The organism is Gimesia fumaroli (assembly GCF_007754425.1).
GTDB classification, from domain to species: domain Bacteria; phylum Planctomycetota; class Planctomycetia; order Planctomycetales; family Planctomycetaceae; genus Gimesia; species Gimesia fumaroli.
Genome location: NZ_CP037452.1, coordinates 5,658,463 through 5,682,880 on the forward strand (window position 1 = coordinate 5,658,463; position 24,418 = coordinate 5,682,880).

The following is a 24,418-nucleotide window of genomic DNA, read 5'->3' on the forward strand; positions in this document are numbered from 1 at the left end:
GGATCAGAATGCGTGAAAATATTAGCGTCAAAACCTTGATTATGGCCGAAACTGTCCTAATTATAAAGGAATATGCTCTTATTAAATCTGGTTGAGAGTTCAGATTAGACCATTGCAATAGCGCGACAACTTCAATACTGTATTATATGTAGGGGATGAACCCTCCCACCTTAAAAGAGCTGAGATAACAGGCCCCAAGGGGGTTTGTACTCCTTCATCAGTGCTACCACATTCTATAAATGAACAGTGAGGATCTTCGATGCGAAGAATGAACATGGTGCTTGTCGGCTCCGTTATGCTGTTTTTCACCGCCTCTCTTGCAAATGCAGGCGACTGGGCTCATTGGCGTGGCCCCGAGCATAATGGTATTTCCCGTGAAACCAATCTGGTTGATGTCTGGTCGCTTGACGGCAAAAACGTACTTTGGACGTCAGACATCGGCGGACGTTCGGCTCCGATAGTGTTAGACGGTCGAGTCTATCTGAATTGTCGCACACACCATGATGTGACAGACCCCAAAGATAAAATTAATGCCCAGGAACAGGTTGTCTGCTGGGATGCGAAAACAGGGGACGTTCTCTGGAAAGATGTCTTCAACGTTTTCCAGACCGATATCCCCTCACCTCGTGTTGGTTGGGCCAGCATGGCCGGTGATACGGAAACCGGGAATGTGTTTGTGCATTCCGTCAGCGGTCTGTTCCGATGCTACTCTCCTGAAGGAAAAGTCCTCTGGGAAACCTCACTGGCAGAAGACTATGGAAAGATCTCCGGTTATGGTGGGCGAACACAAACACCGATCGTTGATGAAAATCGGGTGATAGTCAGCTTCCTGCAACTGAACTGGGGCAAGACAGCTGTCCCTCCTCCAAAACAGACTTACTATGCATTCGATAAGAAGACCGGAAAACTGCTCTGGACGGCAGCGCCCGGCGGTGCTCCTTTTGACACTAACTATTCCGTTCCCATTGTGACCGTGATTGATGGGACACGGATGCTGATCGCCGGAAACGCAGACGGCGGATGCTACGCGATGAATGCCCGCACTGGGGAAAAACTATGGGGCTTCGCGATGTCCAAGCGCGGCCTGAACTGCTCCCCCGTTGCCGATGGGAAATACGTTTACATTTCACACGGTGAAGATAATATCGACACCGTTGACTTCGGTCGAATTCAATGCATCGATGGTTCGCTCCGTGGTGATATCACCAAAACCGGCAGCGTCTGGCGTGTCGATGGGATCAAAGCCGGCTATGCCAGCCTGCTTGTCAAAGACGGAATTCTGTACGCCGTTGCTGACACCGGTCGGATGTATGCTTATGACAGCAAAAACGGTAAAGAACTCTGGACATACAACTTGGGAACCGTCGGAAAAGGTTCTCCTGTCTGGGCCGATGGCAAACTCTATGTGATGGAAGTGAATGGTAACATTCACATTCTCAAACCGAGCCGCGAAAAATGTGAAGAACTTTCTCACGTCCAACTGCTGGCCCGTGTTGACAAAGGCATGGACGAAATTTACGCGTCACCCGCGATTGCTGATGGCCGCATTTATTTTGTCACTCGCGATAGAACCATTTGCATTGGTAATGAAACCCTGAAGCCGAGCAGCGATCCTGTTCCGCCACTGGGAAAAGAAAAACCAAAGCAGGATCAAATCGCTTCGATTCAACTGGTCCCCTATGAAGTGGCTGTCGGTCAAGGAGAAAAAGTCGATTATGAGATTCTGGCTTATGATGCAAACGGCCAGTTTATCAAAAAGGTTGATGCCAAGATTACTCTTGGAAAAGGGCTCGAAGCTGCGAAAGTAGACGGCATGAGCGTAACGACGCCTACTGATTTGAAAGTCCCGACAGCGGGAACGATTTCAGTGAAGGTCGGCGATGCTTCAGCGGAATCTCGTATCCGAGTCTTCCCTCCCCTGCCTTGGAAGTTTGATTTAGAAGAACTGAAAGGTAAGGCGGTTCCACCGGCGTGGATCAATGCCTTCTTGAAATTGCAGCCTAACAAAGTGGATGGAACAACGGCCCTCAAAGCCAGCCCCGGTAAAGGCCGACCGAGTGCCAATATCTGGCTTGGTCCATCTGATATGAGTCAATTGGCCCCTAACGGTTATACCGTTCAGGCTGATGTCTTTCTGAAAGAACAAAAACGGAAACTGGCCAGTATGGGTGTGACCGTGAATCGTTACGACCTGATCCTGAAAGGGAACTCCAGCAAGCTGGCGATTCAAAGTTGGGCACCACATAAGAGAATGGCTAAGGAAGTTCGGTTCCGTGCTGATCCGGACGTCTGGTATACCATGAAGCTCAAAGTCGATATCAAGGATGGTGTCGCAACAGTGAAAGGTAAAGTATGGCCTCGCGAAAAGCCTGAGCCAAAAGAATGGACTATTGAAGCTACAGATCCCCACGCTAACCTGAAGGGAAGTCCCGGACTTTATCTTTACCGTCTTGCCGATGCTTACGTCGATAACATCATTGTCTCTGAGGATAAATAATGAAAAAGTTACTCATACGATTTGCTCTGCTCAACTCAATTGCATGTTGTGCAGTCATGCTGACAACAGGTTGCGAGTCCAAAGACTCGGCGACGAAACCTGCTCCTGGAACGGAAACCGAGTTAGGTGGCTCCGCTCCTTTGGGTGAGCCAGAAGCAGGCTCTACCACAGCAGAAGCAGGAGTGGATGTTCCCGACGCGGAACCTGAAATGAAACCAGGCCCGGCTTTAGACCCTGACGGAAATCCGGTTGAAACCAAGCCGGCTCCTGCAAAAGCAGCAGCAGTTTTAGCTGCTGCTAAAAAAGGGACCATCACAGGTGACTGGGCGATGTGGGGCGGTTCCCCTTCTCGGAACATGGTCAATAAAACGACCGGTGTTTCTCTCAATTTCAAACCCGGCGAAGGGGATGAAAAAGGAGAGAACATCAACTGGGTCTCCAAACTGGGCTCACAAACTTACGGAAACCCGGTTGTCGCAAATGGCCAGGTTTACGTAGGAACCAATAATGGTGGAAAGTACCGTCCGCAGTACGAAGATGACCTGGGCGTTGTACTCTGCTTTGATGAAAAGACAGGTGATTTCAAATGGCAGTTGTCACGTGAAAAACTTCCCCAGGGTCGTGTCAATGACTGGCCGGAACAGGGCATCTGTGCTGCTCCCTGTATCGAAGGAGATCGTGTATGGGTTGTCACAAATCGTTGTGAATTGATGTGTCTGGATGCAGACGGGTTTTATGACAACGAAAACGACGGCCCCTATAAAGATGAAAAAGACACCGACAAACAAGATGCAGATATCATCTGGTCGCTGGATATGATTGAAGACCTGGGTGTCTTCCCTCACAACCTCGCAACCAGTTCTCCCGTAGTTCACGGCGACTACGTTTACCTGCTCACCTCGAACGGAGTTGATGAAGCACACCTGGAAGTCCCGGCACCTCGTGCTCCCTGCTTCCTGGCGGTCAACAAAAAAACCGGAGAACTGCTCTGGGAAGACAATACTCCCTTTGATCAGATTCTGCACGGTCAATGGTCTTCACCTGCGATTGGTGAAGTCAATGGAAAGACGCAAATCTACTTCCCCGGTGGAGACGGCTGGTTGTATGCCTTCTCTCCTGAAGGGGACGGCGATGGGAATGCCAAGCTAATCTGGAAGTTCGACCTGAACCCCAAAGACTCAAAATGGGAACTGGGGGGACGTGGCACCCGTAATGCGATCATCAGTACGCCTGTCTTTAAAGACAACAGCGTTGTACTGGGTGTTGGCCAGGACCCTGAGCATGGCGAAGGCGTCGGTCATATCTACCGCATTGACGCTACGAAAACCGGTGATATCAGCCCTCAGATTTCCGATGGCAAAGATGGCTGGAAAGACAACCCGAACTCAGGCCAGATCTGGCACTACGGCGGTGAAGACGTTGACGGCAAGCTGACCGGCAAAAAAGGTGAGCTGTTATTCCGTCGAACGATGTCTACCGTCGCGATTGACGACGGACTGGTTTATGCTCCTGACCTCAGTGGATTCGTGCACTGTCTCGATTTCGAGACCGGGAAGCGTTATTGGGAATATGACATGTTCGCAGCCTGCTGGGGTTCTCCCATGGTTGTCGACGGAAAGGTCTTTATCGGAAACGAAGATGGAATGTTGATTATTCTCAAAGCCGGCAAGGAAAAGAAACTGCTGGACGAGAAGACATTCAATTCTTCGATTTACAGCACACCTACCTTCGCCAACGGCAAGATGTTCGTGTCTGACCGATCCCAGCTCTACTCGATCCAAGTTACTGAAGAGTAAAGAGTTACAGATCTCATAATCTAAAAAACGGAAGTCTGAGTCAATCGGACTTCTGTTTTTTTACGCGCCACTGAGACCTGATTCAGCAGATCAGTTTTGACATAAATTCACTTTTTTGATACACCCCGATCTCACCCCTTCACTTAAATGCGTCTTTGTACTTTAGACGCGTTTTGGTGTAAATGGCCAACCAGTCTTACCAACTCAATCAATGCGTATTTCGTCTGCGATTGAAGTGAAATCGGATATCAGCCAATATATGTCAGCCGCGATAATTGTCATCCCCTGTTACAATGAAGAAAAACGATTAGAGGTTCTGCAGTTTCGCAAGTATGCGATCAGACACCCGAACCATCAGTTTTTATTCGTGAATGATGGCAGCAGCGACCGGACCGCATTGATTCTGGACGACCTGAAAACAGCGGTGCCTGATGCATTTGATGTGCTACACCTGCCCCAAAATCAAGGCAAAGCAGAAGCCGTTCGGCAGGGAATGCTGCAGGCAATGCATGCTGGTGTTGACTATGCCGGTTTCTGGGATGCAGATCTGGCGACTCCACTGGAGATGATTCCGGAATTTGCTGCACAGCTGGATCAGACTTCCCAGCTCTCAATGGTCATCGGAGCGCGAGTCAAACTTCTGGGCAGGCAGATTGAACGACAACAGCTAAGGCACTATCTGGGCCGTACGTTTGCGACTGCCGCCTCGATCGTTTTGAAACTTCCCATTTATGATTCTCAATGCGGGGCAAAACTGTTCCGCGTGACGCCGGAATGCGAGGCACTGTTTGCGACTCCGTTTCTGACAAACTGGATTTTCGATGTGGAACTTCTGGCGCGGGCCCGTCAGTTGGAAAAATTTTATCAATGCCCGGCTCTGGAAGAAACGGTTTATGAACTCCCGCTGACTCGTTGGATGGATGTCGCTGGTTCAAAAGTCAAACCGCATGATTTTCTCAAAGCGTTTTTCGAACTATGTTCGATTTACTGGAACTATCTCAGGCCATCAATCAAAGTTCCTTTTGCTAATTTAGCTGCTCAACCAGTGAGAGAAGAAACGCGCAAAGCCGCTTAAGAATACTTTTCTCTCACCTCAATAATTACATGCGATACAGACTATACGCGACCATTGAGTTCAGTGCCGACAGAATAAAGGTGAGTGGTGCCACAACAGCAAACAGCCAGTTGCGTCGTGAGGCAAGATAGATGAGCAGCCCTGCCAACACAATGGTAATCACAAGCATACCGGCGAGTGCCAGAACGTCTGGAATGTGATGAAAAAATATCGCTCGTGGCATTAGCCCCGGTAAGGCGGGCCACATTTTGATCCAGTTCCAGCGATAGCCGGTCCAACTCCCTTTGGATAATATTAACCAGGAATAGGGATAGTATATGCAAAACAACATGACGGGGACGACCACTTTCAATGAGGGGCGCCTGGCTGATTGCTTCGTCTTGCTATTCATGATGGATATTGAACCAGCTGTTACAGTAATTGCATTTGACATCTCCGTGAGGTGAAACATCAATATTATCTGACAGAGGTGCATTACATTTAGGGCAGGTATAAGAAACGGATTTTGCGCTCACTGATTCGGATCGTTCAAAATTGGCTTTTGGTAGAACCCCCTTCGCCTTGATTGAACTATAGGCAGTAAAACTCCCGATGGCGATGAAAGGAATCGCGATAAACGACCCAAAAACCCGAAAAAACAAGGGAGGAGAGTGAAAGCTGCCGAAAGGTTGTAACCACAAAAATCCTAAGACAGTAACTCCGATACCGGCAAAGACACAACCAATGACTGCTCCGACAAACCTGGCGCCTGTTGTGATATTTTTCTGTAACTCTTCCTGCTCGTTCATCACTTTTTCTTGTTCCAGATTCGAATGGCGAAATTTGTGCTGTGAACTTAATCGACTTTAATGCCATCGATTTTCTTTTTGTAGGCAATATCCTGCAGTAACGCATAGCGGACAATATTCAGCGCCAGGTTAACTGCATCTTGAGGGATATAACCTGCACACGCAACCGAAGCCTGCTGCTCCAAAGCACAACTGATATCGTACTTACTATAGATCACAGCCAGATGCCCATCAATTTCAATTCCTTCCAGTAACGGCTCTACGACCAGAGTTTTCGCTTTAAGAGGCTGATTGATATCGTCCACTTCCATCTGGCGACGCCTGACCTTGCGAACGTCATAGCCGGTCTGCTCTGAAAACAATGGGTGGCTTACAGGAATGCGCTTCAATTGTTTTGTGGGAAACATCTCACTCATCAGTTGCCGGAAACTGCGATCGAAAGGTTCTGAGCCACAACACGCGTCAGCAAACAGGACGGCACCATTTTCCAGTGCCTGCTTTACAGTCGCGATTTCTGTTTTAGAGAAACTGAACTGACTCCGCCCATGCATGTAAAGCAGTGGGTACTTCATCAGGTTGGGATCACTGGCGGGTAGTGTTGGTGTTTTGGTTGAAGCAATCATGCCCGCTTTTTGATTGAGTGCTTTTAACAGGTTTCGCAGGGCTCGAGGGGCAGCATCCCAGGTTCCAGTATGACGGAGCTTGGCGATCTGTAAAAAACCTCGTTCAATTTGATCCTGCGCCCCACCCTGATTTGCCAGTTCTTCCTGATCCAGTTTATTCGGCGGTTCACGCCCGGTAGCATAAGCGATGACATTCGTACCAATCCGAATGGCCCGTGTAATCATCGAATTGGCCTGGGGCGAACGGTCCTTGGGGGGAAACTTCATCCACTTGTCCCATAAACAGGCCAAATCATCGGGACAGTATATAATTGACGTACGACAACCAACATCAACGCCGTATAGCTCGACGCTTTCTGCATCAAGCAGATATTCACAGCGAAAGACTGGATGTTCTGCAGTCAGCCTTTTGAGCTGTGCTTCTCCCTGGGGATACATACTTTTTATCAACGTGCGAAAACCACGATCGAATCCGGCTCCATTGCAATTATCTACTGCAAAGAGGAAGCCCCCCTGCTCAACATATTGTTTTAAGATCGTGACCTGTTTTTCACCGAATTGCGGATTATCCAGGCCACTGATAAACAGCACGGGCGCCTGACGAAGAACCTGCACGCCGCCTCCCTCTATGGCGAGCTCCAGATTGACGGTCTGCCAGGTGAGTAACTTTGGCCAATCGGGGCGGCCCGATAAGGCATCAGTCAAATTGAGAATATCATTCTGGTGATGGTTCCAATTGGGAATGATTCCGGGTTTCAGATTCACCTGCTGGTTGGTTTTGTATTCCAGCTTATTGATCAAAACCGGAGCGAGACCTTTGGATAGAAACAGCAAGACGAAACTGGTCCCTAAGACAGGATCCGATTCCAGTCCGGTGCCTCTCCAGGAGCCATCCCGTTGAGACTGCCTTTTCACCAGAAATGCAGCCCCTTCCCGATACCAGTCGTGTTTGCCAAAGAATCGGGTCCCACTGAGCCGACCGGCCCGTTCAAGACCATACAGGTAGTAGAGTAACCAGGAATTCACGCCGGGATTACTGCCCACCGAAAAATGGCTGGACATCCAACGGATGGCACGTTCGATGGACTCATCGGCCTCCTTTTGATCACAGCAGACGGGAGTCCCATCCGGATTGATTTCCAGCTCGTCTCCCAGCATGGAATTGACAATGACCATTGTTGCGATGCCGGCAACCGTCATACTGCCTCGGCTATTGCCGGCTCTCGATTGATAACCCCAGCCGCCATCGCCCCCTTGTTGGGAGCTCCAATATTGTTTGATTAATTTCCAGGTCTTCAGACTGACGGGAACACCTGCATGAACGGCATCCCGAAGAGCCAGTACTGCATACTGACTGTTACTCCGGTCTGCAACTCCACCTCCGCCAATCGCCATTCCAGGACCATAACTCCAGCCCCCAGCGTCGAGTCCCGTTTTTACCTGACTCTTTTCCAGACGTTGGACCAATGAGGCGATCAGGGGTAAATCTCGTTTCCCGTCTTTAGCCGCTGCCAGAGCCATGATCATCAGGCTGGTTTGATAGGTGCCTTTGGGCTTGGGAGCGCGCAATGATCTTAAATACTTCAAACCACGCTGGACTGGTTCGTCTTCTGCTGTCATGCCGCAGTTGATTAAGGCCATTAGTGCCAGACAACTCATGCCTTCTTGATACGTGTTACCGGGAACAGGCCATGAACCGTTTTGGTTCTGTTTTTTGACCAGAAAATCCCGTCCGCGTTCGATGGAATCAGAGACCGCTTTCGCTGAGAGTTCCTGAGCAGATACCGTCTCCGACGATTGCAATCCCCAGAAAATGCAAATGGCACCTGTAATGATCCAGCGCAACGCCCGATGCGCTTTCTGATGATGTGATCGATCCATCGCATCTCTCTTTCTATCTCTTGACAAGACTTTTAGACAAAAGCTGACTCTATCATGATCCAGAACTGACATCACCCCCATTATTGTTCAACAAATATCCTGACTTACCAATATTATGCTGTTTTTTATGATCCCAGCCCTTTTTTGGCGGTTTTTCTAATTGTACCAGTTTTGCTTATGCAAGACAGGGTCTCTGTTTCTCTTGTCATTTAAGATGACTATAATTGGGTTCCCGGAAAGCATATTTTCATATCAGCCAGAAGCGACTGCCGACGTTGGAAAAAGATTGGCGGAGTCAAATCAGACCAGCTTCATGATTTAATAAAGAGAATGGAAAAACATTGGCTAACGAAAAACGCGACTTCGACGATTTCCTTGAAAAGTTAAAACGCCATCATGACGTTATGGTCGATGAACTACACAAAGTCATTATCGGGCAGGATGATGTCATCGAACAGATTCTTGCAGCCATTTTCACCGGCGGCCATTGTCTGCTGGTTGGAGTCCCCGGACTGGCAAAGACCTTGCTGGTGAGTACCATTGCCCGGATTCTTGACTGTGAGTTCAAACGAATTCAGTTTACTCCGGACCTGATGCCATCCGACATCACAGGAACGAATGTGCTTGAGGAAGAAGATTCCGGTAGACGTTCCTTCCGATTTGTGCAAGGCCCTGTCTTTACAAATATTCTGTTGGCCGATGAAATTAACCGAACTCCTCCTAAGACTCAGGCCGCTTTATTGCAGTCGATGCAGGAACGTGAAGTGACGGTGGGGCAGACGACGTATGATTTACCCGATCCATTTTTTGTGATCGCCACACAGAACCCGATTGAGCAGGAAGGCACCTATCCTCTTCCCGAAGCGCAACTCGACCGTTTCATGTTCAACATCAAAGTGGAATATCCGAATCTGGAAGAGGAAGAAAAAATCCTGGCATCAACAAGCATCAGTGAGAAACCGGAAATTCGGAAAGTACTCTCGGCAAAATCAATCATTTATCTGCAACGACAGATCAATATGATTGAAGTTGGCCCGATGACGATTAACTACGTCACCCGGCTAGTGCGGGCTACGCGTCCGTCAGACGGATCTGCACCTGCGTTCATTAAACAGATGGTTGACTGGGGCGCCGGTCCCCGAGCCGGTCAATATCTGATTGCCGGCGGGAAAGCAATTGCGGCAATGTCAGGACGCGCCAGCGTCTCCTTGAGTGATATCCGTCGCGTGGCTGTCCCAGTGCTGCGCCACCGCATTTCTACAAATTTCCAGGCACAGGCAGAAGGAATGGTGACCGAAGACATCGTAGCGCGGCTGCTCGAAGAAATTCCTGAACCGAATATTCCCAAATACGAGTGAGCGCTACCAAAGAAACCTGGAGATTTAATAAGCGGTGAGTTCCGCCGAGTCATTTAACTGGTGCTGCAGAACTTTCTGAATTTTCGCTCGTAAATTTCGGATTTTGATTGGCTGGACCAGAATCCGAGAGCGGTCTGTTTTCTTCAACGTCTTCTTGACAGCGGCGTTCTTCTCAGACAGAACAAGCACCGCGGCTAGATCAGGGTTCATCGCTAAAGCTTTGTTAAATGCCTCGACGGCTCCTGCCCCAATAGAATCTTCCATGAAGACGACACAATCGGGAGCATTCTCTTTAATGCGGTTCATTGACCGATCGATGTCACTCAGGATCAAAACCCGGTAGCCATGTTTCGTGAGATAATCTCGCAGCACGTCCTGATGCTTAGGACGGCTTTCGACACATAAGACGGTCGGAGGCGCGATGGCCATCTGCAGTTCCTGCTCGGCAGCCGTTTTGACATCTGCTTCTCTTGAAGGAGGTCCGCTGTCTGAATCAGAGTCACCGAGTTGGGCGCGGACTTCGAGCAAGTCCTGAATGGCCTCTGTTGCTGACTGATAGCGTTCATTTGGCTGATAGGCCATCAACTTTTCCAGAACAGTCACAATCGGAGTGGGGAGATTCGGTTCCAGAGTTGTGATGGAAGGAACCTGTGAATAACGCGACGGCCGTTTTCGTTCTTCGACGTCTTTGGTCCGCGGGAATGGAGGTTTGCCGCTAAGTAGTTCGTAAAAAACTGTCCCCACAAAATAGAGATCACTCCGGGGGTCATTTCGTGGCGCGCCAGTCGACTTTTCGAGCGTCCCATATTCAACTGCACGTTGATGGGCCTCGCCAGCACCGCTGGCATCATCTTCGCCAGCCAGACCAAAATCAATCAGCTTCGCGACACCCTGAATGGACATCAAGACATTAGTCGGCTTCATATCACGGTGCGTGTATCCCAGACGATTGGCATACTCGAGCCCCTCGCAAATATCAGCGGTATACTTGATCGCTTCAGAGGGGGACAGCTTCTTGCGAATGGTAATAAAATCACGCAGATTTCCACCTTCCACAAATTCCATTGTGAAATAATGAATGCCATCCTGAACGCCGACATCAAAGATGGGAACAATATTCTTATGCTGAAACTGTTTGCAGACTTCGGCTTCCCGATGAAACATTTTGACCGTCTCGGGATCCTGAGCCCAGCGTTGCCTGAGCACCTTAACGCCGACCATGCGACCGTCAACCAGCGAAGCAGCTCGATAGACTCGTGCGAAACTGCCTGAAGCGTTCTGGTACATTAATTTATTATCACCAAGAACCAGACCTTCGAATTCATTACTTTTTAATCGACCGGCCTGAAAGGATGTGATCAGGTTTTTCCGCTCTAACAAACGGATCAACTTACCATCATCAGTGGATTTCTCCTGCAGTTCCTGCAGGCAACCGTCCATCTCCTGTTGTGTCACAAGACGAAGATCGACGATTTGCTCACTGAGTTTTTTCTTGGGTGACTTCTTATTAAAAAAAATCATTCGCGGTCCATGATCTGCAGATGCACATCTGGCAAGAAACAAGATTTGCTGTAAACCTGATGGAAACACGACGGGAACATTTGATCAAAACAACCCGTATGTTTCGCGAATAATAAAAAAAACGCCTCGTTTACCTGAAATCCAACAGCCTGATGTCATCTCAATATGTAGAAGAGCCAATAAAATAATATTAAGACGGCCCTGAAATAGATACAAAATTTATCCGTATGAAGTTTCAATGTTCGGAATAAGAATACCTAATTATAACATCAAAAATAGGGGAAGGGAATCAGTGAACACCCGAGCAGAAAGATTTTTCTCAATTTTTCTGGGTGGCGACGAGCGTATTCGTTCCAGACAGAACAGATTCAGGAATTGACCAGCAGGGTCCCATATTTCACAGCACCACAAGATAAAGTGGTTTGTAGATTCATTCGAGAGCCCGCACCTTCGTAGTGGAACAAAATCAGGTCTGCTCTTGCCCCGACTTCGAGCCGAATTTCCTCAAAGCCTAATAATCGTGCGGGATTTACCCCGGCCATATCCACCGCTTCCTGCAAAGTGATCCCCGCCATATCGATGGCAGTCGTGACACAAGTATCGGTCTCCACCCCGGAACCAGCAAGCAGCTGACGCTGACCGGCGATCACAATCGGGCCATTTTCAAGGACTTCCATTTTGACGGAGCCCTCTTCATAGATTCCGGGAGGTGAACCTGCTAACCCGGAGGCATCACAGGTAATGATCGTATTCTCGACCCCTTTCGTTTTGATGATCGTTCTAACCACGCTGGCGGGAAGATGATAGCCATCGGTAATAATACTGGCCATCAAATGCGGCTCGCCCAGTTGTTCCCAAATATAATTGGGGTGCCTGCGGAGCGTGCCATGTGCACCATTTCCCAGATGCGTACTTAAGCGTGCCCCTGCATCAACGGCTTCAGTGATCTGCTCGGGCTCGGCTGCGGTATGGCCGATCGAAACCACGACTCCTGAAGCGACTGCTTTTTTGATAAAGGGAATTGCATTATCGACTTCGGGCGCCAATGTGACCAATCGAATCCGATTTCCCGATAGCTCCTGTAACTGACAGAATTCATCCCAGTCAGCGGGCCGGACCTGATCTAAAGGATGCGCGCCGCGTGGTCCCTGAATCGGAGAAATGTAGGGACCTTCAAGATGACAACCAGGGACCATTTGATCGACCCAGCTATTTTGATCGCATGCTTCTCGAATTGCGGTAAAGCCACTCACATAGTCATCGAAGGAGCTGGTGATTAAAGTGGGACATAACCGGGTAATGCCATACTGATAATGTTTTTCCAGAACCTGACAAACTTCATCAGCCGTCAAACCAGGTTTATTAAACCAGATGCCGCCGTATCCATTGATCTGCAGGTCAAATAATGCTGGTGCGATAAAAGGCAAACCTGCTGCTTCCGAATCTGGCAGCAGGTCAATAGAAGTGATTTTGTCTCCGTTGATCTTAATGCTGACCGCTTCGAATGTATCGTATCGTCGTCCAACTAACTCCATCAATTGCCTCGAGCTCTTAAACAATTTGAATCGAAATGAAAAAGGTCTTTACTTTTGAGCGGCGGAACTGTTTTATTTAGACTTAGAAAGTATAAGAATTATACGCCAAAGTCAAAAAAAGAATTTCCAGAACAAATTCTTATACCATGAAATCCATGCAATTTACAGTGAGTGACGAAATGTTTGTGTACTATGCAAAAATTCTAAGTATTTTTTAAGACAAACAGGTGCTTCCTGGCTCCCGACTGAGTAAAATTGAATATGGAACTATTTTTGTCCACTATCCCCCAGCTTGTCCTACGGAACTGAGATCCTTCATGTATTTGAAAATGGCCAAACGCGTCTTATTTGAGACAGACAAACGACTTGTCTGGAAGCTGGCATATAATTTCGGTTTCAAAGGCGCGCTCTCAGTTCACAAGCACAAAAAACGACTCAAACGTGGCGAGTTTTTCCCCCCGTTTCTTTACATCTCTGTCATCAACAGTTGCAATCTGCGCTGTCAGGGTTGCTGGGTCGATGTCGCTGCCAAGCAGGAAAAAATCGACGTCGAAGCCATGTCGCGTCTGATCAAAGAAGCGAAAGAGATGGGGAATTCCTTTTTCGGGATCCTGGGGGGCGAGCCTTTCATGCACCCGCAGTTACTGGAAATCCTGGAACGCCACCCCGACTGTTACTTTCAGATTTTTACCAACGGCCAATTCATCACCGACGAAATCGCGAAAAAGCTCCGCAAACTTGGAAATGCCACTCCCTTGATCAGTGTGGAAGGCAACGAAATCATCAGCAACCAACGCAGAGGTCGCAATGATGTCTATGAAAAAACCATGCAGGGTATCCAGAACTGCCTGGACAATAAACTCTTAACAGGTGTCTGTACCAGCTTATGTAAATCAAACATCGATGATCTGCTTACTGAAGAATGGGTCGATAAGCTAATCGACATGGGCGTGATGTATACCTGGTATCACATCTATCGGGTAGCTGGTCCGGAACCAAACCCTGAACTGGCACTCTCTCCGGAAGAACAGTTGCGCGCCCGTAAATTTGTCGTGGAGATGCGAGCCAAAAAACCAATCGGCGTGATCGATGCTTATTTTGATCACAATGGGACCGCCCTCTGTCCCGCAGCAACCGGACTCAGCCATCACATCAATCCGTGGGGCGATATTGAACCTTGCCCCGTGATTCAGTTTGCCACCGATTCGATTCATGACGAAAGCAAAACCCTGAAAGAAAAGTTTGTGCAGTCCGAGTTCCTGAAAGATTTCCGCGAAGTGGTGCAGCAAAATACACGCGGTTGCATTATTCTGGAACGCCCTGATCTACTGGAAAATCTCGTCAAAAAACATGGTGCGAAAGATTCCACTGCCCGGAAACAGGCGATGCAGGAACTGCAAAATCTGGAAACGCGGACGTCACAATATTCTCCCGGCAACGAAGTTCCCGAGAAGAGCTTTGTCTATCGTATCGCCAAGAAATTCTTCTTTAACGATTTCGGAGTCTATCAAGGTGCAGATCACAGTCAGACAGCCGCACCGGGAATTCTGGCGAATAAAACCAGTGCTCCAGTCAACTCTAGCGATGATCCACCGCATTTCATTCCTCTGGAAGCGATGAAGAAGTAAGCCTGGTTTCTCAGCAAAAAAACAACCACTCCAGGTGCAGGTTTACTCTTCCTTCGAGAGATTGACGATCAACGTCGCATCGGTGGTCGATGAGGGTGCTGCCTTGATCGCAGGCGCAGATTGGACCAACGTCGCATTCAGCCTCTGTTCCATTTTATGCTTCCACCAGTCGCAGGCGTCCTGGATCGTCCACTTTCCGTCAGACTGGCATTCAGAAAGCGACATAACGAGTTCTGCTGCCGTCTGAGGTCGTTTTGCAGGATCTTTCTCCAGACACTTCATAATAATCTGTTCCAGATCTTCTGCGACAGGTTTCCCCAGTCGTTGAGAAGGAGTTTCCGGCTGCTCCTGGCTGTGCTTCATACAGATCTCTATTATGGAATCCCCCTCAAAGACCGTTGTTCCCGTCAGGAGATAAAACCCGACGGCTCCGAACGCATAAATATCGCTCCGGGCATCGACTTGATCCGGGTGGTTGATGCCTTCCGGTGAGAGATACATGGGGGTCCCAGCCATAGCATTTGTCGAGGTCAACGAAGCTTGTTCACGACCATCCACGGCTTTCACCAGACCAAAATCGAGCAACTTGACGAAATCGTAGACACCGCCACGATGAGTTAAAAAGATATTGGCTGGTTTGACATCTCGGTGAATCACGCCCAGTTGATGTGCTTCTGAAAGCGAACCGGCAATCTGCTTCAACAGATGAATGACGCGTTTTTCCGGAAGGGGGCCAAACTGTTTGACAAGATCATCCAGGTTGATGCCTTCCAGCAATTCCATCGCGTAATAAAATACCCCCTCAGGCGTGCGACCGTAATCATAGATGGCAATCGTATTCGGATGGTTTAGCTGACTGGTTAACTGCACTTCTCGTTCAAACCGGGCAACGGCTTCATCTGTCGTTTTTTCGATATCCAGGAGTTTAATCGCAGTCGGTCGTCTGAGCATGGCATGATGGCCACGATACACAACGCCCATGCCGCCTTCACCCAGCTTTTCTTCCAGTGCATACTGTCCTAACTGCTTCGCTTTAATGACGGCGCGGCGGGTTTCCTGTTCCTTTCTGACGACAATCACGGTAAAGATGAAGATCGCAATTGAGCCGACCACCAGAAGAGCAAACAGTCCCCAAAAACTGTAGCGCAATAAGTACAGGGGGCGAAACGCTTCCGACTTGTCCATCTCAGTCGCGACCCCCATTTCATACCCAGGCAGCCAAGTCCACGCACCCACTACAGGGACGCCTCGATAATCTCGATAGCCGTCGACATTCACACCACTCTGATTCTGTACGGCTGCGGCGGCCATTTGTGTTAATGGACGATCCGCCAGCCTCAACGTAGGACGATTCCCGCTGAGCATATCCACTTGAGGATCTCGGATTTGAATATTCAGAATCGAGTGCGAATCCTCGCGATCCGGAATCAAACCGATCATTTTTAAATCTTCATCAAAACGGCTCTGAGATAGCATGAGCCCTTCTTTGTCAAAGGCATAGGTTTCGCCCGTCTTACCAGCACGCGCCACGGACAGAATTCGTGTAAAATTGATATCCGGTCGAATTAACAGGGCCAATGCTGCAATTGGTTTTCCCGCAGCGTCCCTGACCGGTGCCATCGCCAGCATTGTCGGCAGGCCTGCTTTTAATTCACCCGAATCGGTTTCGCGTGCAAACAGGCTCTCGAAAGGTCGCGTAACAGTGGCTTCTCCCTGAGCGACTTTTTCCAAAGCGGATATCTGAATCGGCAGATCGGCTCTTCCAATCGGTTCATCTCGCGAAGAAGCGATGACTCTCCCACTCAGACTGAAGAGTCCGACATCCAGATATCCCAGATGTTCCAGTTCGGACTCGAATTCAGCCCTGAGTTCTGTGAGTGAATTTGAATGCAGCAAGGCTTCACGGTCATCCGGGTTCTGCTGGGAAATTTCAATCAATTCTCCCGTCAATTTCTGAATGCGCGGCTCTTCAGCTAAAACTTCTGCCAGTGATTCTTCGCGTTCCAACCAGATATTCAAAGCCGCGACATCCGCATTGAGAATCGTCTCCAGATTATCAGCAACGGTCTGTTTACTCGACTGTTCCACAACGGAACGAACAATGAATGCAAGAACCAGTAATAGGACAGTCCCGGCAATCGGCCAGACCCACATGCTCCCTTTCGAAAAAAGCCGGGAGCGAGTAAAGGACTTCATAAACGATTGGGAAAATGATCTACCGAGCGAAGACTTTGATGCATTCATGAAAAAAGATCGATCTCAGAGAATTCCGATAAGTGACACTTGGCTGAATTCGATTACGTCTTCCCAACCTTGAGAATCCCCATTTGTGGAAAACGCCCGCTACGAATTAGTCAAACGTAAAAATGAACATTGATTGTGGCATGTTCCATAACAGGCTTCAAGAACCGAATGGACTTTCTTTGAGAACCGGACCATGACGATGATCGAAGCTAATGCAAATTTGTCACTCAATAAAACCCAATAAAAAAAGCCGTGCCTCCAGGAGGTCACGACTTTTGTCGTATTGCTGTCATAACATTGCGACGGTGGGGTCGCTGCAAGAAGGACGGTGAATCGGGTAGTGCCTGGCACTCACCACTAATGACTCCGGTCCATGCTAAGGTTTAGGATCCTCCGACGGAATTTGAAATGACAGAATACTATTTCTATTGTATGCATTGTCAATCTTCTCGTCGACGGGTGATTTGGTTCGATAACCAAAATTCACCTCAACTCCAATAGATTGATTTTAAGTGGTCTCTGTTTCCCAAAGGTTGTAAATTCATCGGCATTCAGTGGACTGGCTAATTGCATCGTTTTTCAAAAAAACGAAAAAACAAGCCGATCCTACAAGATGCCGTTAAACAGACGTGACCCACGAAGAGGAGGAATCTTAACCATTTTCGGAATGCTGACAAGGGGAATTCGAGGAGAAGAAATAGAACGGGTTCGGCAGGGGAAATTTAATTTTTTCAACCTGCGTATTGCGCAACCAGTTCAATATTGGATTCAGATTTTGCGGGTACCGTTTCTCATCAGAACCCAGCCAATGAAGGCAATCGCAACCAGAACCAGTCCGTATTCCATCGGAGAAATATTATCCCACCGTTTATTCAGGTAATTGATATAAAAAGTGGAATACTCACGACAGGTATCCATAATAGACTCGATCATCACTTTCCTCCCCACTACGTGATATCAACAGGTCATCTTCTGATAACGAGATCAGAATCTTATTTTCATGCCGAATCAGTACATTTTTAATAAACGGCATAATCGATAGACCCATCATTTTAGAAAGCTTGCCTTGGAAGCCTTTAGTAAGCTTAGTTCGTGATTAGGAAGCGAGTGGCGAAAAGTTATTTTTCTTCAGAATTAATAAAAAATAACCCTCTGTAATTACAGTGAATACAGAGGGTTATTCTCATCAAATTTTTAAAAAAACAGGTGATCAGAGATAGTCGTTGATCACGTTTTCAATCCATTCCTGACGACCACTGAGATTCGGAGCCGAGTCCCCCTTCGCTAACATGTAAGTTTCGAGATCAGCAAAAGAAACGCTGCCGTCCTCGATGTTCTTTCCGATCCCTTCATTAAAGCTGGCATAGCGTTTGGCGACGAAGTCGGTCAGCACGCCGTCCTTGCGAATCTGTGCTGCAATTTTTGCACCGCGGGCAAATGCATCCATACCACCAATGTGAGCATAAAACAGATCGATCGGCTCAAAGCTTTCACGTCTGACTTTGGCATCAAAATTGACACCGCCGGGAGCCAGGCCTCCCTGATCAAGAATCGCCAGCATGCATTGCGTGGTCAGGTAAATGTCGGTCGGGAACTGGTCTGTGTCCCAACCAAGTAAAAGATCCCCCGTATTGGCATCGATACTTCCGAGTGCTCCCTGAATGGAAGAATAAACCAGCTCATGCATCATGGTATGACCGGCCAGCGTAGCGTGGTTCGTTTCGATATTCAGTTTCACATGGTCCTGCAGATCGTAGGCGCGCAGGAAATTCAGACAGGCAGCCGCATCAAAATCATACTGATGCTTCGTGGGTTCTTTTGGTTTCGGCTCGAACAAAAACTGTCCCTTGAAACCGATCTTCTGAGCGTGTTCCACTGCCATATGCATGAACCGTGCAAGATGATCCAGTTCGCGTTTCATGTCGGTATTGAACAGATTCATGTATCCTTCGCGGCCACCCCAGAACACATAGTTCTCTCCTCCTAGACGATATGTGACTTCCATCGCTTTTTTAACCTGCGCCGCTGCATAGGCAAAGACATCGGCGTTGGGGCTGGTCGCAGCACCATGCATGAAGCGGGGGTGTGAAAACAGATTGGCTGTTCCCCACAAAAGCTTGATGCCCGTTCGTTCCTGTGCTTCGAGCAGCTTATCGGCGATGCGGTCGAAATTTTCGTTTGCCTCTTTCAAGGTCTCACCGTCTGGTGACACATCTTTATCATGGAAACAATAATAAGGAGCCTGAAGTTTCTCAAAAAATTCAAACGCGACATCCACGCGTTTCAGTGCATTTTCTACAGAATTAGAACCATCATCCCAGGGGCGTTGGAGTGTCGCAGCACCAAACGGATCACTTCCTGTACCGCGAAATGTATGCCAGTAACAGATACTGAACCGAAAGAGATCTCGCATCGATTTGCCTTCGATTTGCTCTTCTGGATTGTACTGTTTGAATGCAAGTGGATTTTTACTCTGTGGGCCTTCGTATTCAATTTTGGGGACGTCTGCAAAGTATTCCATGGTGCTTACCTGTAAAGTGGTTAAAACGTTTTAAGACAATCACTTCAAACAAAGATTCTAAACAGAATCTTTTCCCGGGTGTAGGCTCGGAAAGTTATTGAACAAACATTACAAATGGATTTTCAAAGTGATCTTGCCTCAAATTTCTCAATCTGGGAAACTTCGCGGCTGTTTAAGAAAATCAGCTAATCCCCTTTCACCTGCCCCGTCGAATAAAAACAACGGAGTAAACACTCTGATTTCGCCTGTCCAGGCATTGATTTACTGCAAAGCAGTCTGAGTGACGGCAACCGGTAATGATTCGTAACCTTATCAATTTCATCATGTTATGTGTGCTATGTACTGGCTGTGCGTCAGGTGGATTTCAGGCTGCGCCTACTGCGGCGCTGTCAAATCCAATTCAAATTTCGGGTACGAATCAGGATGTGGTCTGGGAGCGAGTTGTGGATACGATTCACAACTACAAATTCGCGATTGCCCGCGAAAATAAGCTGGATGGCCGAATTGAGACCGATTATAAAGTCGGGGCCAACCTGCTGGAGCCCTGGCACGGTGATTCCGTCGGTTTTGACAATCGACTGGAAAGCAGCCTGCAATCAATTCGGCGCCGTGTCTTTGTCAGTGTCACGCCCGTAGAAGGAGGCTACCTGCTGGGTGTGGAAGCCTTCAAAGAAATTGAAGATGTACCGACTCAGACCTCGAGCGCCCCTGGCGGAGCCACTTTTCTACAGGATTTGAGCTTACGACGCGATTTGAATCTGGTCAAACAGCGTAGTGACACTCCTGGCTGGCTTCCTCTTGGACGCGACCCAGCACTGGAGCAGGACATTCTGGATAGCCTGCAGATTGCCTTTTCAAATTAAGGGCAATCTCCTGTGAGAGGCTTAAAGTCTCTCACAGAAGCCACTTTTTCTTAACAGGACACGAGTTCTACTTACATAGAATCAATTTGCCATTTTGGGTGATCCTCAAACGATAAGTAGTCTCGCCGTGTTGAATCAACACTTCCTGATTTCCCTTCAGGATCGTATCTGAGCAGATTACTTCTGCAGGTGCTTCTTCTTTGGGGGCGGACGCCGGAGCCTGGCGTTCTACATCACTTTGTTCGCTCATAATTTCTTGGATACCAGATAGACAGAGAATTCAAAATGCAATTCAATACGCCCCTGGCAGACTTCAAGACCACCAATTGAAATGCGATATACATAAGTTCGCACCATCATGAACCACAATGAGAGTCCTACTCTACAGGACTTATTTATCGCATCAATTATTGCGAAAAACAGGCCTGTCTTGCTTGCACGTGATGAAACTGATGGCTAATATAATGATCCTGAGACTCAATGTCAACAAAGACTCGTTATCAAGTCTCATACTAATTCGTGATTTATCGGCAAGACGGCTTACTCACCCAGACACCTGTAGTGTTTGTTTGCACGTTGCAAAACCAGTTGTTGAACAGCACGTTGCCACGATCTTTTTTAGAAGAAAGAAAAGAAATGGGGCAACATTTTCTACACTGCCGGAAACCCGGCAAACGCAAACATGGTTTTACTCTGATTGAGCTGCTGGTGGTCATCGCCATTATCGCGATTCTGATCGCTTTGCTCTTACCTGCCGTACAACAGGCGCGTGAAGCAGCACGTCGCAGTCAATGCAAAAACAATCTGAAGCAGATCGGATTGGCGTTACACAACTACTTGAGCGCTCATTCGGCATTCCCTCCTGCTTTTTGTGTCGGCCCTAATGGTTCGAGTGGTTATACATCCGGAGGTCAGTGGTCCATCCATGCCCGCATACTCCCCTTCGCTGATGGAGCCAACCTCTACAATAATATTGATTTCACGACAACCTACAGCGGTCAGAGTGACCCCAGCATTGCTTACACACGCACCCCCTTCTTTATGTGCCCCAGTGAAGTCAATGACAGAATCCGCACTTCAGGAGGGGCTCCGGTACACTATCCCGTTAGTTATGGATACAACGGCGGCACCTGGCACGTCTTTAACAATTCCAGCCTGAGCGGCGGCGATGGTGCGTTTTATCCCAACAGTAAAACCAAGCCACGCGACTTCACCGACGGCATGAGTAACACCCTTTGTTTTGCAGAAGTCAAGGCGTTTACCGCCTATAATCGTGATGGGGGTAGCGGCACACCCACGATCCCTAGTGTTGCCAGTGATGTTGTGCCGTTATTTGGCACTGATAATAAACCGAACAGCGGTCACACTGAATGGGTCGATGGTCGTGTACACCAGACCGGGTTCACGTCCACGCTGCCTCCAAATACGAAACTTGCGATTCCCAACGCCAGCGATGGCGCACTTGATGCCGGCGATTATACATCCTGCCGGGAAGCGCAGACCTGTAGTGGCCCGACCTATGCCGCGGTCACTGCTCGCAGCTATCACATTGGTATCGTACATGCGCTCCTGATGGACGGTGCAGTTCGTTCCCTCAGTGAAAACATCGACCTGGGAACCTACCGAGCTCTGAGCACTCGCAGTGGCGGCGAAGTCATTGGTGAATTCTAAACCAGCAAATCTATCAAGCAGACATAACTAAGCTTATTAAGCCCTCTGGATTTACCGGAGGGCTTTTTATGTCTCCTGTCGATCATCGACTGTTTTTTTACCCAAGCGCAGCAGTGTCATGATTTCACTCATCCCTAACAAACGAGCCAGTAGCAGATAAACGACGACTGCTGAAACGACGGGAATAAAGACACGTATCAGACGAGTCAGAAATTGATCCGAGGACGAAATCACCTGCAATTCCACCATGATCACTGCTGACATTATAAACGTCGCCAGGCTGGCCTGAAGACAGGTGTGCAAGATCTTTGAAAGATCAATTGATCCGACTTTTTCTCTGATTAGCCAGAGACTGAGAACCGATTGAATCATCGCTGACAGAGAGGTCGCCAACGCGAGCCCTCTTCCCTTCAACCACCAGATGAAAACCAGATTCAACAGCAGGTTACAAACCACGATCACAACCCCAATCCTGACCGGCGTTCGGGTATCACCAACGGCATAAAATCCACGATTCAAAATCAGGACTGCCATGATCGCAAAAACTCCAATGCCGTAAAAGCGAATCATTTCCGCTGTTTGCAAGGCGTCAAACACATCGAAATCACCGTACTGAAACAAAAGCGACGACAGCGGTTCTGCCATTAAAAACAGCCCCATACTAGCTGGCAAACCGACGCCCAAGACCAATCGCAGCCCCAACAGTAAATCCTGGCGCAATAAATGATCCTCTTTTCGTTCTGCATGGCGGGAAAGCCGGGGATAAAGCACCGTCCCCAATGCAACACCAAACACGCCCAACGGAAACTGATACATCCTCTGGCCAAAATACAGCGCCGAAGCAGTTCCTGACTCAAAAATCTGCCAGAAGTGAGGCCCTGCCTCAATGTCCATAACATAAATGCCTTCCGGCTTTGCTAGCCCCCAGGCCAACAGACTATCGATCAAGGTATTGAATTGAGTAATCGACAGTCCAACAACAATGGGAGCCATACTGGCGGCAATGATTTTCACTTGGCTGAATCCATTCGACCACTCCAGTTGAGGACGATAGCCCAGGCGAAATAACTTCAATAACGGCAGCAACAATTGCACAACGCCACCCGCTAGCAGAGAAAGACAAATCGCGGTGATCTTTGTCTGTGGATCCGGAAAGAATGGTGCAATCAGCCAGATTCCCATCATCCAGAACAGATTCAAAATTGTGGGCAACAGTGCGGGAATCGAAAAATGATTCAGCGCATGCAGAGTGGCATTAATCTGTGCTGCCAGGCAAATCAAGACCAGGTAAGGCAATAACAGACCAGACAACCAATACAAAAGTTGTGCTTCCGAACCGGGTTCAGCCAGACTGCTCAGCATGATCAGCAGCGTTTCGCCGGCTGTGACGACCAGAACGGAAAAGATCATCAACCAGAAGAGTACCGCTGTTACCAGTCTCCACGACGACTCTCGTCCTTTTTGTTCCAGCTCCCGGATATACGTAGGGAGGAATGCAGTCGAGAGTGCTCCCTCTCCTAATAGACGTCGCATCAGATTCGGCAGCTTGAATGCGACAGAGAAGGAATCCATGATCGGCCCGTTGCCAAACAACGTTGCCATACCAATATCCCGAACCATTCCCAGCAATCGACTTAACAACGTCAGCAGGCTGACAACGCGAAGTCCTGAAAAAAGTCCGCGCGTATGATCAGCGGCAGCCACCTGAGGTTGTTCTTCCTGCGAAAGCGAAGGTGGTGCGGAATCATCCATTATTCACATTTTGAATCAGGTCAAAACTGGTTCAAGACGTGCTGAGTTGATATCGATCAGTTCAAGAATATCAATCACACGCTCCAGTGGTAAACTCCACTCTCTAGCCCAGATAATGATATCCAGATTCTCCATTCGCAACCAGAAGATTCGATCGAGAATACGGTCTGCTAATAGATCATTTTCAAGCGCGAGCGATTTTAAAAAACCAAAGCGGGTCTCGCTGAATTCCTGCCAGCATCGATTTCCCAGCAGGTGCTCAATCTTCTTACCGATACAAAAATAGTACCAATGATTTGCATACCAGTCAGAGATCGCGAGATTGCCCAGGTCAGAGCCATTCTTCTGACTTTCGATCCATTTATGACGATCAGCTTCCAGAGGTGCTTCCTCATAGATGCTGGCGACATTACTTGGATCTAAGAGTTCGGACGACATGCTTCACCTCAATGTGCGTCTGAGATCCCATTAGATGAGCGAAACTTAGTCAATCACTGCAAGGTTCAAACAGTGCCAATGAGTTTCGCAAAAACCTTATTAACGCTGAGTTATACCCCCGCACGATATTCAAGGCAAGATTCATTCTGGGCAGAAATAAAGAATTTTGAAAGGATGTTTATGAAGATACGTCCACACTTTAAGTTTTTTGTATCAGAACCTTTACA

The 24,418-nt window shown here is 48.3% G+C and carries 18 protein-coding genes; 7 read left to right on the forward strand and 11 right to left on the reverse strand.

Annotated elements, in window-relative coordinates:
- Positions 1–259: 259 nt before the first annotated feature.
- From Enr17x_RS21565 to Enr17x_RS21575, 3 genes are all read left to right on the forward strand, one after another.
- The gene (locus Enr17x_RS21565) at positions 260–2,497 is read left to right on the forward strand and encodes an outer membrane protein assembly factor BamB family protein (protein ID WP_232100805.1); all 2,238 of its coding nucleotides are present in this window, start codon (positions 260–262) and stop codon (positions 2,495–2,497) included.
- Complete coding sequence (locus Enr17x_RS21570) at positions 2,497–4,293, forward strand: outer membrane protein assembly factor BamB family protein (RefSeq protein ID WP_145311767.1); 1,797 nt, start codon at positions 2,497–2,499, stop codon at positions 4,291–4,293. Before Enr17x_RS21565 ends, Enr17x_RS21570 begins: the two co-directional genes overlap by 1 nt.
- A gap of 211 nt (positions 4,294–4,504) precedes the next feature.
- Positions 4,505–5,368 (forward strand): dolichyl-phosphate beta-glucosyltransferase, encoded by an 864-nt coding sequence (locus Enr17x_RS21575; RefSeq protein WP_232100806.1) that lies wholly within the window; start codon positions 4,505–4,507, stop codon positions 5,366–5,368.
- 25 nt (positions 5,369–5,393) lie between these two features.
- Here Enr17x_RS21575 and Enr17x_RS21580 read toward each other — a convergent pair whose 3' ends face one another.
- From Enr17x_RS21580 to Enr17x_RS21590, 3 genes are read right to left on the reverse strand one after another with little or no spacing between them, the layout of a single operon-like run.
- A complete protein-coding gene (locus Enr17x_RS21580) occupies positions 5,394–5,759 on the reverse strand; it encodes a hypothetical protein (RefSeq protein ID WP_145311768.1) in 366 nt (121 codons plus the stop codon).
- Complete coding sequence (locus tag Enr17x_RS21585; RefSeq protein WP_145311769.1) at positions 5,752–6,156, reverse strand: hypothetical protein; 405 nt, start codon at positions 6,154–6,156, stop codon at positions 5,752–5,754. Before Enr17x_RS21585 ends, Enr17x_RS21580 begins: the two co-directional genes overlap by 8 nt.
- Before the next feature lie 47 nt (positions 6,157–6,203).
- Positions 6,204–8,660 carry a DUF4159 domain-containing protein gene (locus Enr17x_RS21590; RefSeq protein WP_145311770.1) on the reverse strand — a complete coding sequence of 819 codons (2,457 nt, stop codon included), beginning with the start codon at positions 8,658–8,660 and terminating at the stop codon, positions 6,204–6,206.
- 341 nt (positions 8,661–9,001) lie between these two features.
- Between Enr17x_RS21590 and Enr17x_RS21595 the strand changes: the two genes are divergently transcribed.
- A complete protein-coding gene (locus tag Enr17x_RS21595) occupies positions 9,002–10,018 on the forward strand; it encodes an AAA family ATPase (RefSeq protein WP_198000722.1) in 1,017 nt (338 codons plus the stop codon).
- Positions 10,019–10,042: 24 nt separating this feature from the next.
- On the opposite strand, the gene Enr17x_RS21600 is transcribed toward Enr17x_RS21595, so the two are convergent.
- Positions 10,043–11,539, reverse strand: a complete 1,497-nt coding sequence (locus Enr17x_RS21600) for a protein kinase domain-containing protein (protein WP_145311771.1) — start codon at positions 11,537–11,539, stop codon at positions 10,043–10,045.
- Between the two features lie 368 nt (positions 11,540–11,907).
- Complete coding sequence (locus Enr17x_RS21605) at positions 11,908–13,074, reverse strand: N-acetylglucosamine-6-phosphate deacetylase (protein WP_145314094.1); 1,167 nt, start codon at positions 13,072–13,074, stop codon at positions 11,908–11,910.
- 317 nt (positions 13,075–13,391) lie between these two features.
- On the opposite strand from Enr17x_RS21605, the gene Enr17x_RS21610 reads away from it, so the two are divergent.
- Complete coding sequence (locus Enr17x_RS21610) at positions 13,392–14,702, forward strand: radical SAM protein (RefSeq protein WP_145311772.1); 1,311 nt, start codon at positions 13,392–13,394, stop codon at positions 14,700–14,702.
- Positions 14,703–14,744: 42 nt separating this feature from the next.
- Here the strand turns inward: Enr17x_RS21610 and Enr17x_RS21615 are convergent, their stop codons facing one another.
- The 3 genes from Enr17x_RS21615 to xylA form a co-directional block, all read right to left on the reverse strand.
- Entirely contained in the window at positions 14,745–16,946 is a 2,202-nt protein-coding gene (locus Enr17x_RS21615) for a serine/threonine protein kinase (protein ID WP_145311773.1), read from the reverse strand.
- Positions 16,947–17,714: 768 nt separating this feature from the next.
- Positions 17,715–17,879, reverse strand: coding sequence for a hypothetical protein (locus tag Enr17x_RS29710; RefSeq protein ID WP_198000059.1), 165 nt, complete (start codon positions 17,877–17,879; stop codon positions 17,715–17,717).
- A 277-nt stretch (positions 17,880–18,156) separates the two neighbouring features.
- Entirely contained in the window at positions 18,157–19,467 is a 1,311-nt protein-coding gene (gene xylA / locus Enr17x_RS21620; protein WP_145311774.1) for a xylose isomerase, read from the reverse strand.
- A 296-nt stretch (positions 19,468–19,763) separates the two neighbouring features.
- Between xylA and Enr17x_RS21625 the strand changes: the two genes are divergently transcribed.
- Positions 19,764–20,330 (forward strand): hypothetical protein, encoded by a 567-nt coding sequence (locus Enr17x_RS21625; RefSeq protein WP_232100807.1) that lies wholly within the window; start codon positions 19,764–19,766, stop codon positions 20,328–20,330.
- Between the two features lie 67 nt (positions 20,331–20,397).
- Here Enr17x_RS21625 and hemP read toward each other — a convergent pair whose 3' ends face one another.
- Positions 20,398–20,580: a hemin uptake protein HemP gene (gene hemP / locus Enr17x_RS21630; protein WP_145311775.1), complete on the reverse strand. Its 183-nt coding sequence runs from the start codon at positions 20,578–20,580 to the stop codon at positions 20,398–20,400.
- Positions 20,581–20,966: 386 nt separating this feature from the next.
- Between hemP and Enr17x_RS21635 the strand changes: the two genes are divergently transcribed.
- Complete coding sequence (locus Enr17x_RS21635) at positions 20,967–22,001, forward strand: DUF1559 domain-containing protein (protein WP_145311776.1); 1,035 nt, start codon at positions 20,967–20,969, stop codon at positions 21,999–22,001.
- A 66-nt stretch (positions 22,002–22,067) separates the two neighbouring features.
- Here Enr17x_RS21635 and murJ read toward each other — a convergent pair whose 3' ends face one another.
- Both murJ and Enr17x_RS21645 read right to left on the reverse strand, forming a co-directional pair.
- The gene (murJ, locus tag Enr17x_RS21640; protein ID WP_145311777.1) at positions 22,068–23,753 is read right to left on the reverse strand and encodes a murein biosynthesis integral membrane protein MurJ; all 1,686 of its coding nucleotides are present in this window, start codon (positions 23,751–23,753) and stop codon (positions 22,068–22,070) included.
- Between the two features lie 15 nt (positions 23,754–23,768).
- Positions 23,769–24,191: a hypothetical protein gene (locus Enr17x_RS21645; protein WP_145311778.1), complete on the reverse strand. Its 423-nt coding sequence runs from the start codon at positions 24,189–24,191 to the stop codon at positions 23,769–23,771.
- Positions 24,192–24,418 lie beyond the last annotated feature (227 nt).

Bases quoted from the DNA above. Each gene is read 5' to 3' on its own strand.
- Enr17x_RS21565 (WP_232100805.1), top strand. From the start codon at position 260: ATGCGAAGAATGAACATGGTGCTTGTCGGCTCCGTTATGCTGTTTTTC.
- Enr17x_RS21570 (WP_145311767.1), top strand. From the start codon at position 2,497: ATGAAAAAGTTACTCATACGATTTGCTCTGCTCAACTCAATTGCATGT.
- Enr17x_RS21575 (WP_232100806.1), top strand. From the start codon at position 4,505: ATGCGTATTTCGTCTGCGATTGAAGTGAAATCGGATATCAGCCAATAT.
- Enr17x_RS21580 (WP_145311768.1), bottom strand. From the start codon at position 5,759: ATGAATAGCAAGACGAAGCAATCAGCCAGGCGCCCCTCATTGAAAGTG.
- Enr17x_RS21585 (WP_145311769.1), bottom strand. From the start codon at position 6,156: ATGAACGAGCAGGAAGAGTTACAGAAAAATATCACAACAGGCGCCAGG.
- Enr17x_RS21590 (WP_145311770.1), bottom strand. From the start codon at position 8,660: ATGGATCGATCACATCATCAGAAAGCGCATCGGGCGTTGCGCTGGATC.
- Enr17x_RS21600 (WP_145311771.1), bottom strand. From the start codon at position 11,539: ATGATTTTTTTTAATAAGAAGTCACCCAAGAAAAAACTCAGTGAGCAA.
- Enr17x_RS21605 (WP_145314094.1), bottom strand. From the start codon at position 13,074: ATGGAGTTAGTTGGACGACGATACGATACATTCGAAGCGGTCAGCATT.
- Enr17x_RS21610 (WP_145311772.1), top strand. From the start codon at position 13,392: ATGTATTTGAAAATGGCCAAACGCGTCTTATTTGAGACAGACAAACGA.
- Enr17x_RS21615 (WP_145311773.1), bottom strand. From the start codon at position 16,946: ATGAATGCATCAAAGTCTTCGCTCGGTAGATCATTTTCCCAATCGTTT.
- Enr17x_RS29710 (WP_198000059.1), bottom strand. From the start codon at position 17,879: ATGATCGAGTCTATTATGGATACCTGTCGTGAGTATTCCACTTTTTAT.
- xylA (WP_145311774.1), bottom strand. From the start codon at position 19,467: ATGGAATACTTTGCAGACGTCCCCAAAATTGAATACGAAGGCCCACAG.
- Enr17x_RS21625 (WP_232100807.1), top strand. From the start codon at position 19,764: ATGATTCGTAACCTTATCAATTTCATCATGTTATGTGTGCTATGTACT.
- hemP (WP_145311775.1), bottom strand. From the start codon at position 20,580: ATGAGCGAACAAAGTGATGTAGAACGCCAGGCTCCGGCGTCCGCCCCC.
- Enr17x_RS21635 (WP_145311776.1), top strand. From the start codon at position 20,967: ATGGGGCAACATTTTCTACACTGCCGGAAACCCGGCAAACGCAAACAT.
- murJ (WP_145311777.1), bottom strand. From the start codon at position 23,753: ATGGATGATTCCGCACCACCTTCGCTTTCGCAGGAAGAACAACCTCAG.
- Enr17x_RS21645 (WP_145311778.1), bottom strand. From the start codon at position 24,191: ATGTCGTCCGAACTCTTAGATCCAAGTAATGTCGCCAGCATCTATGAG.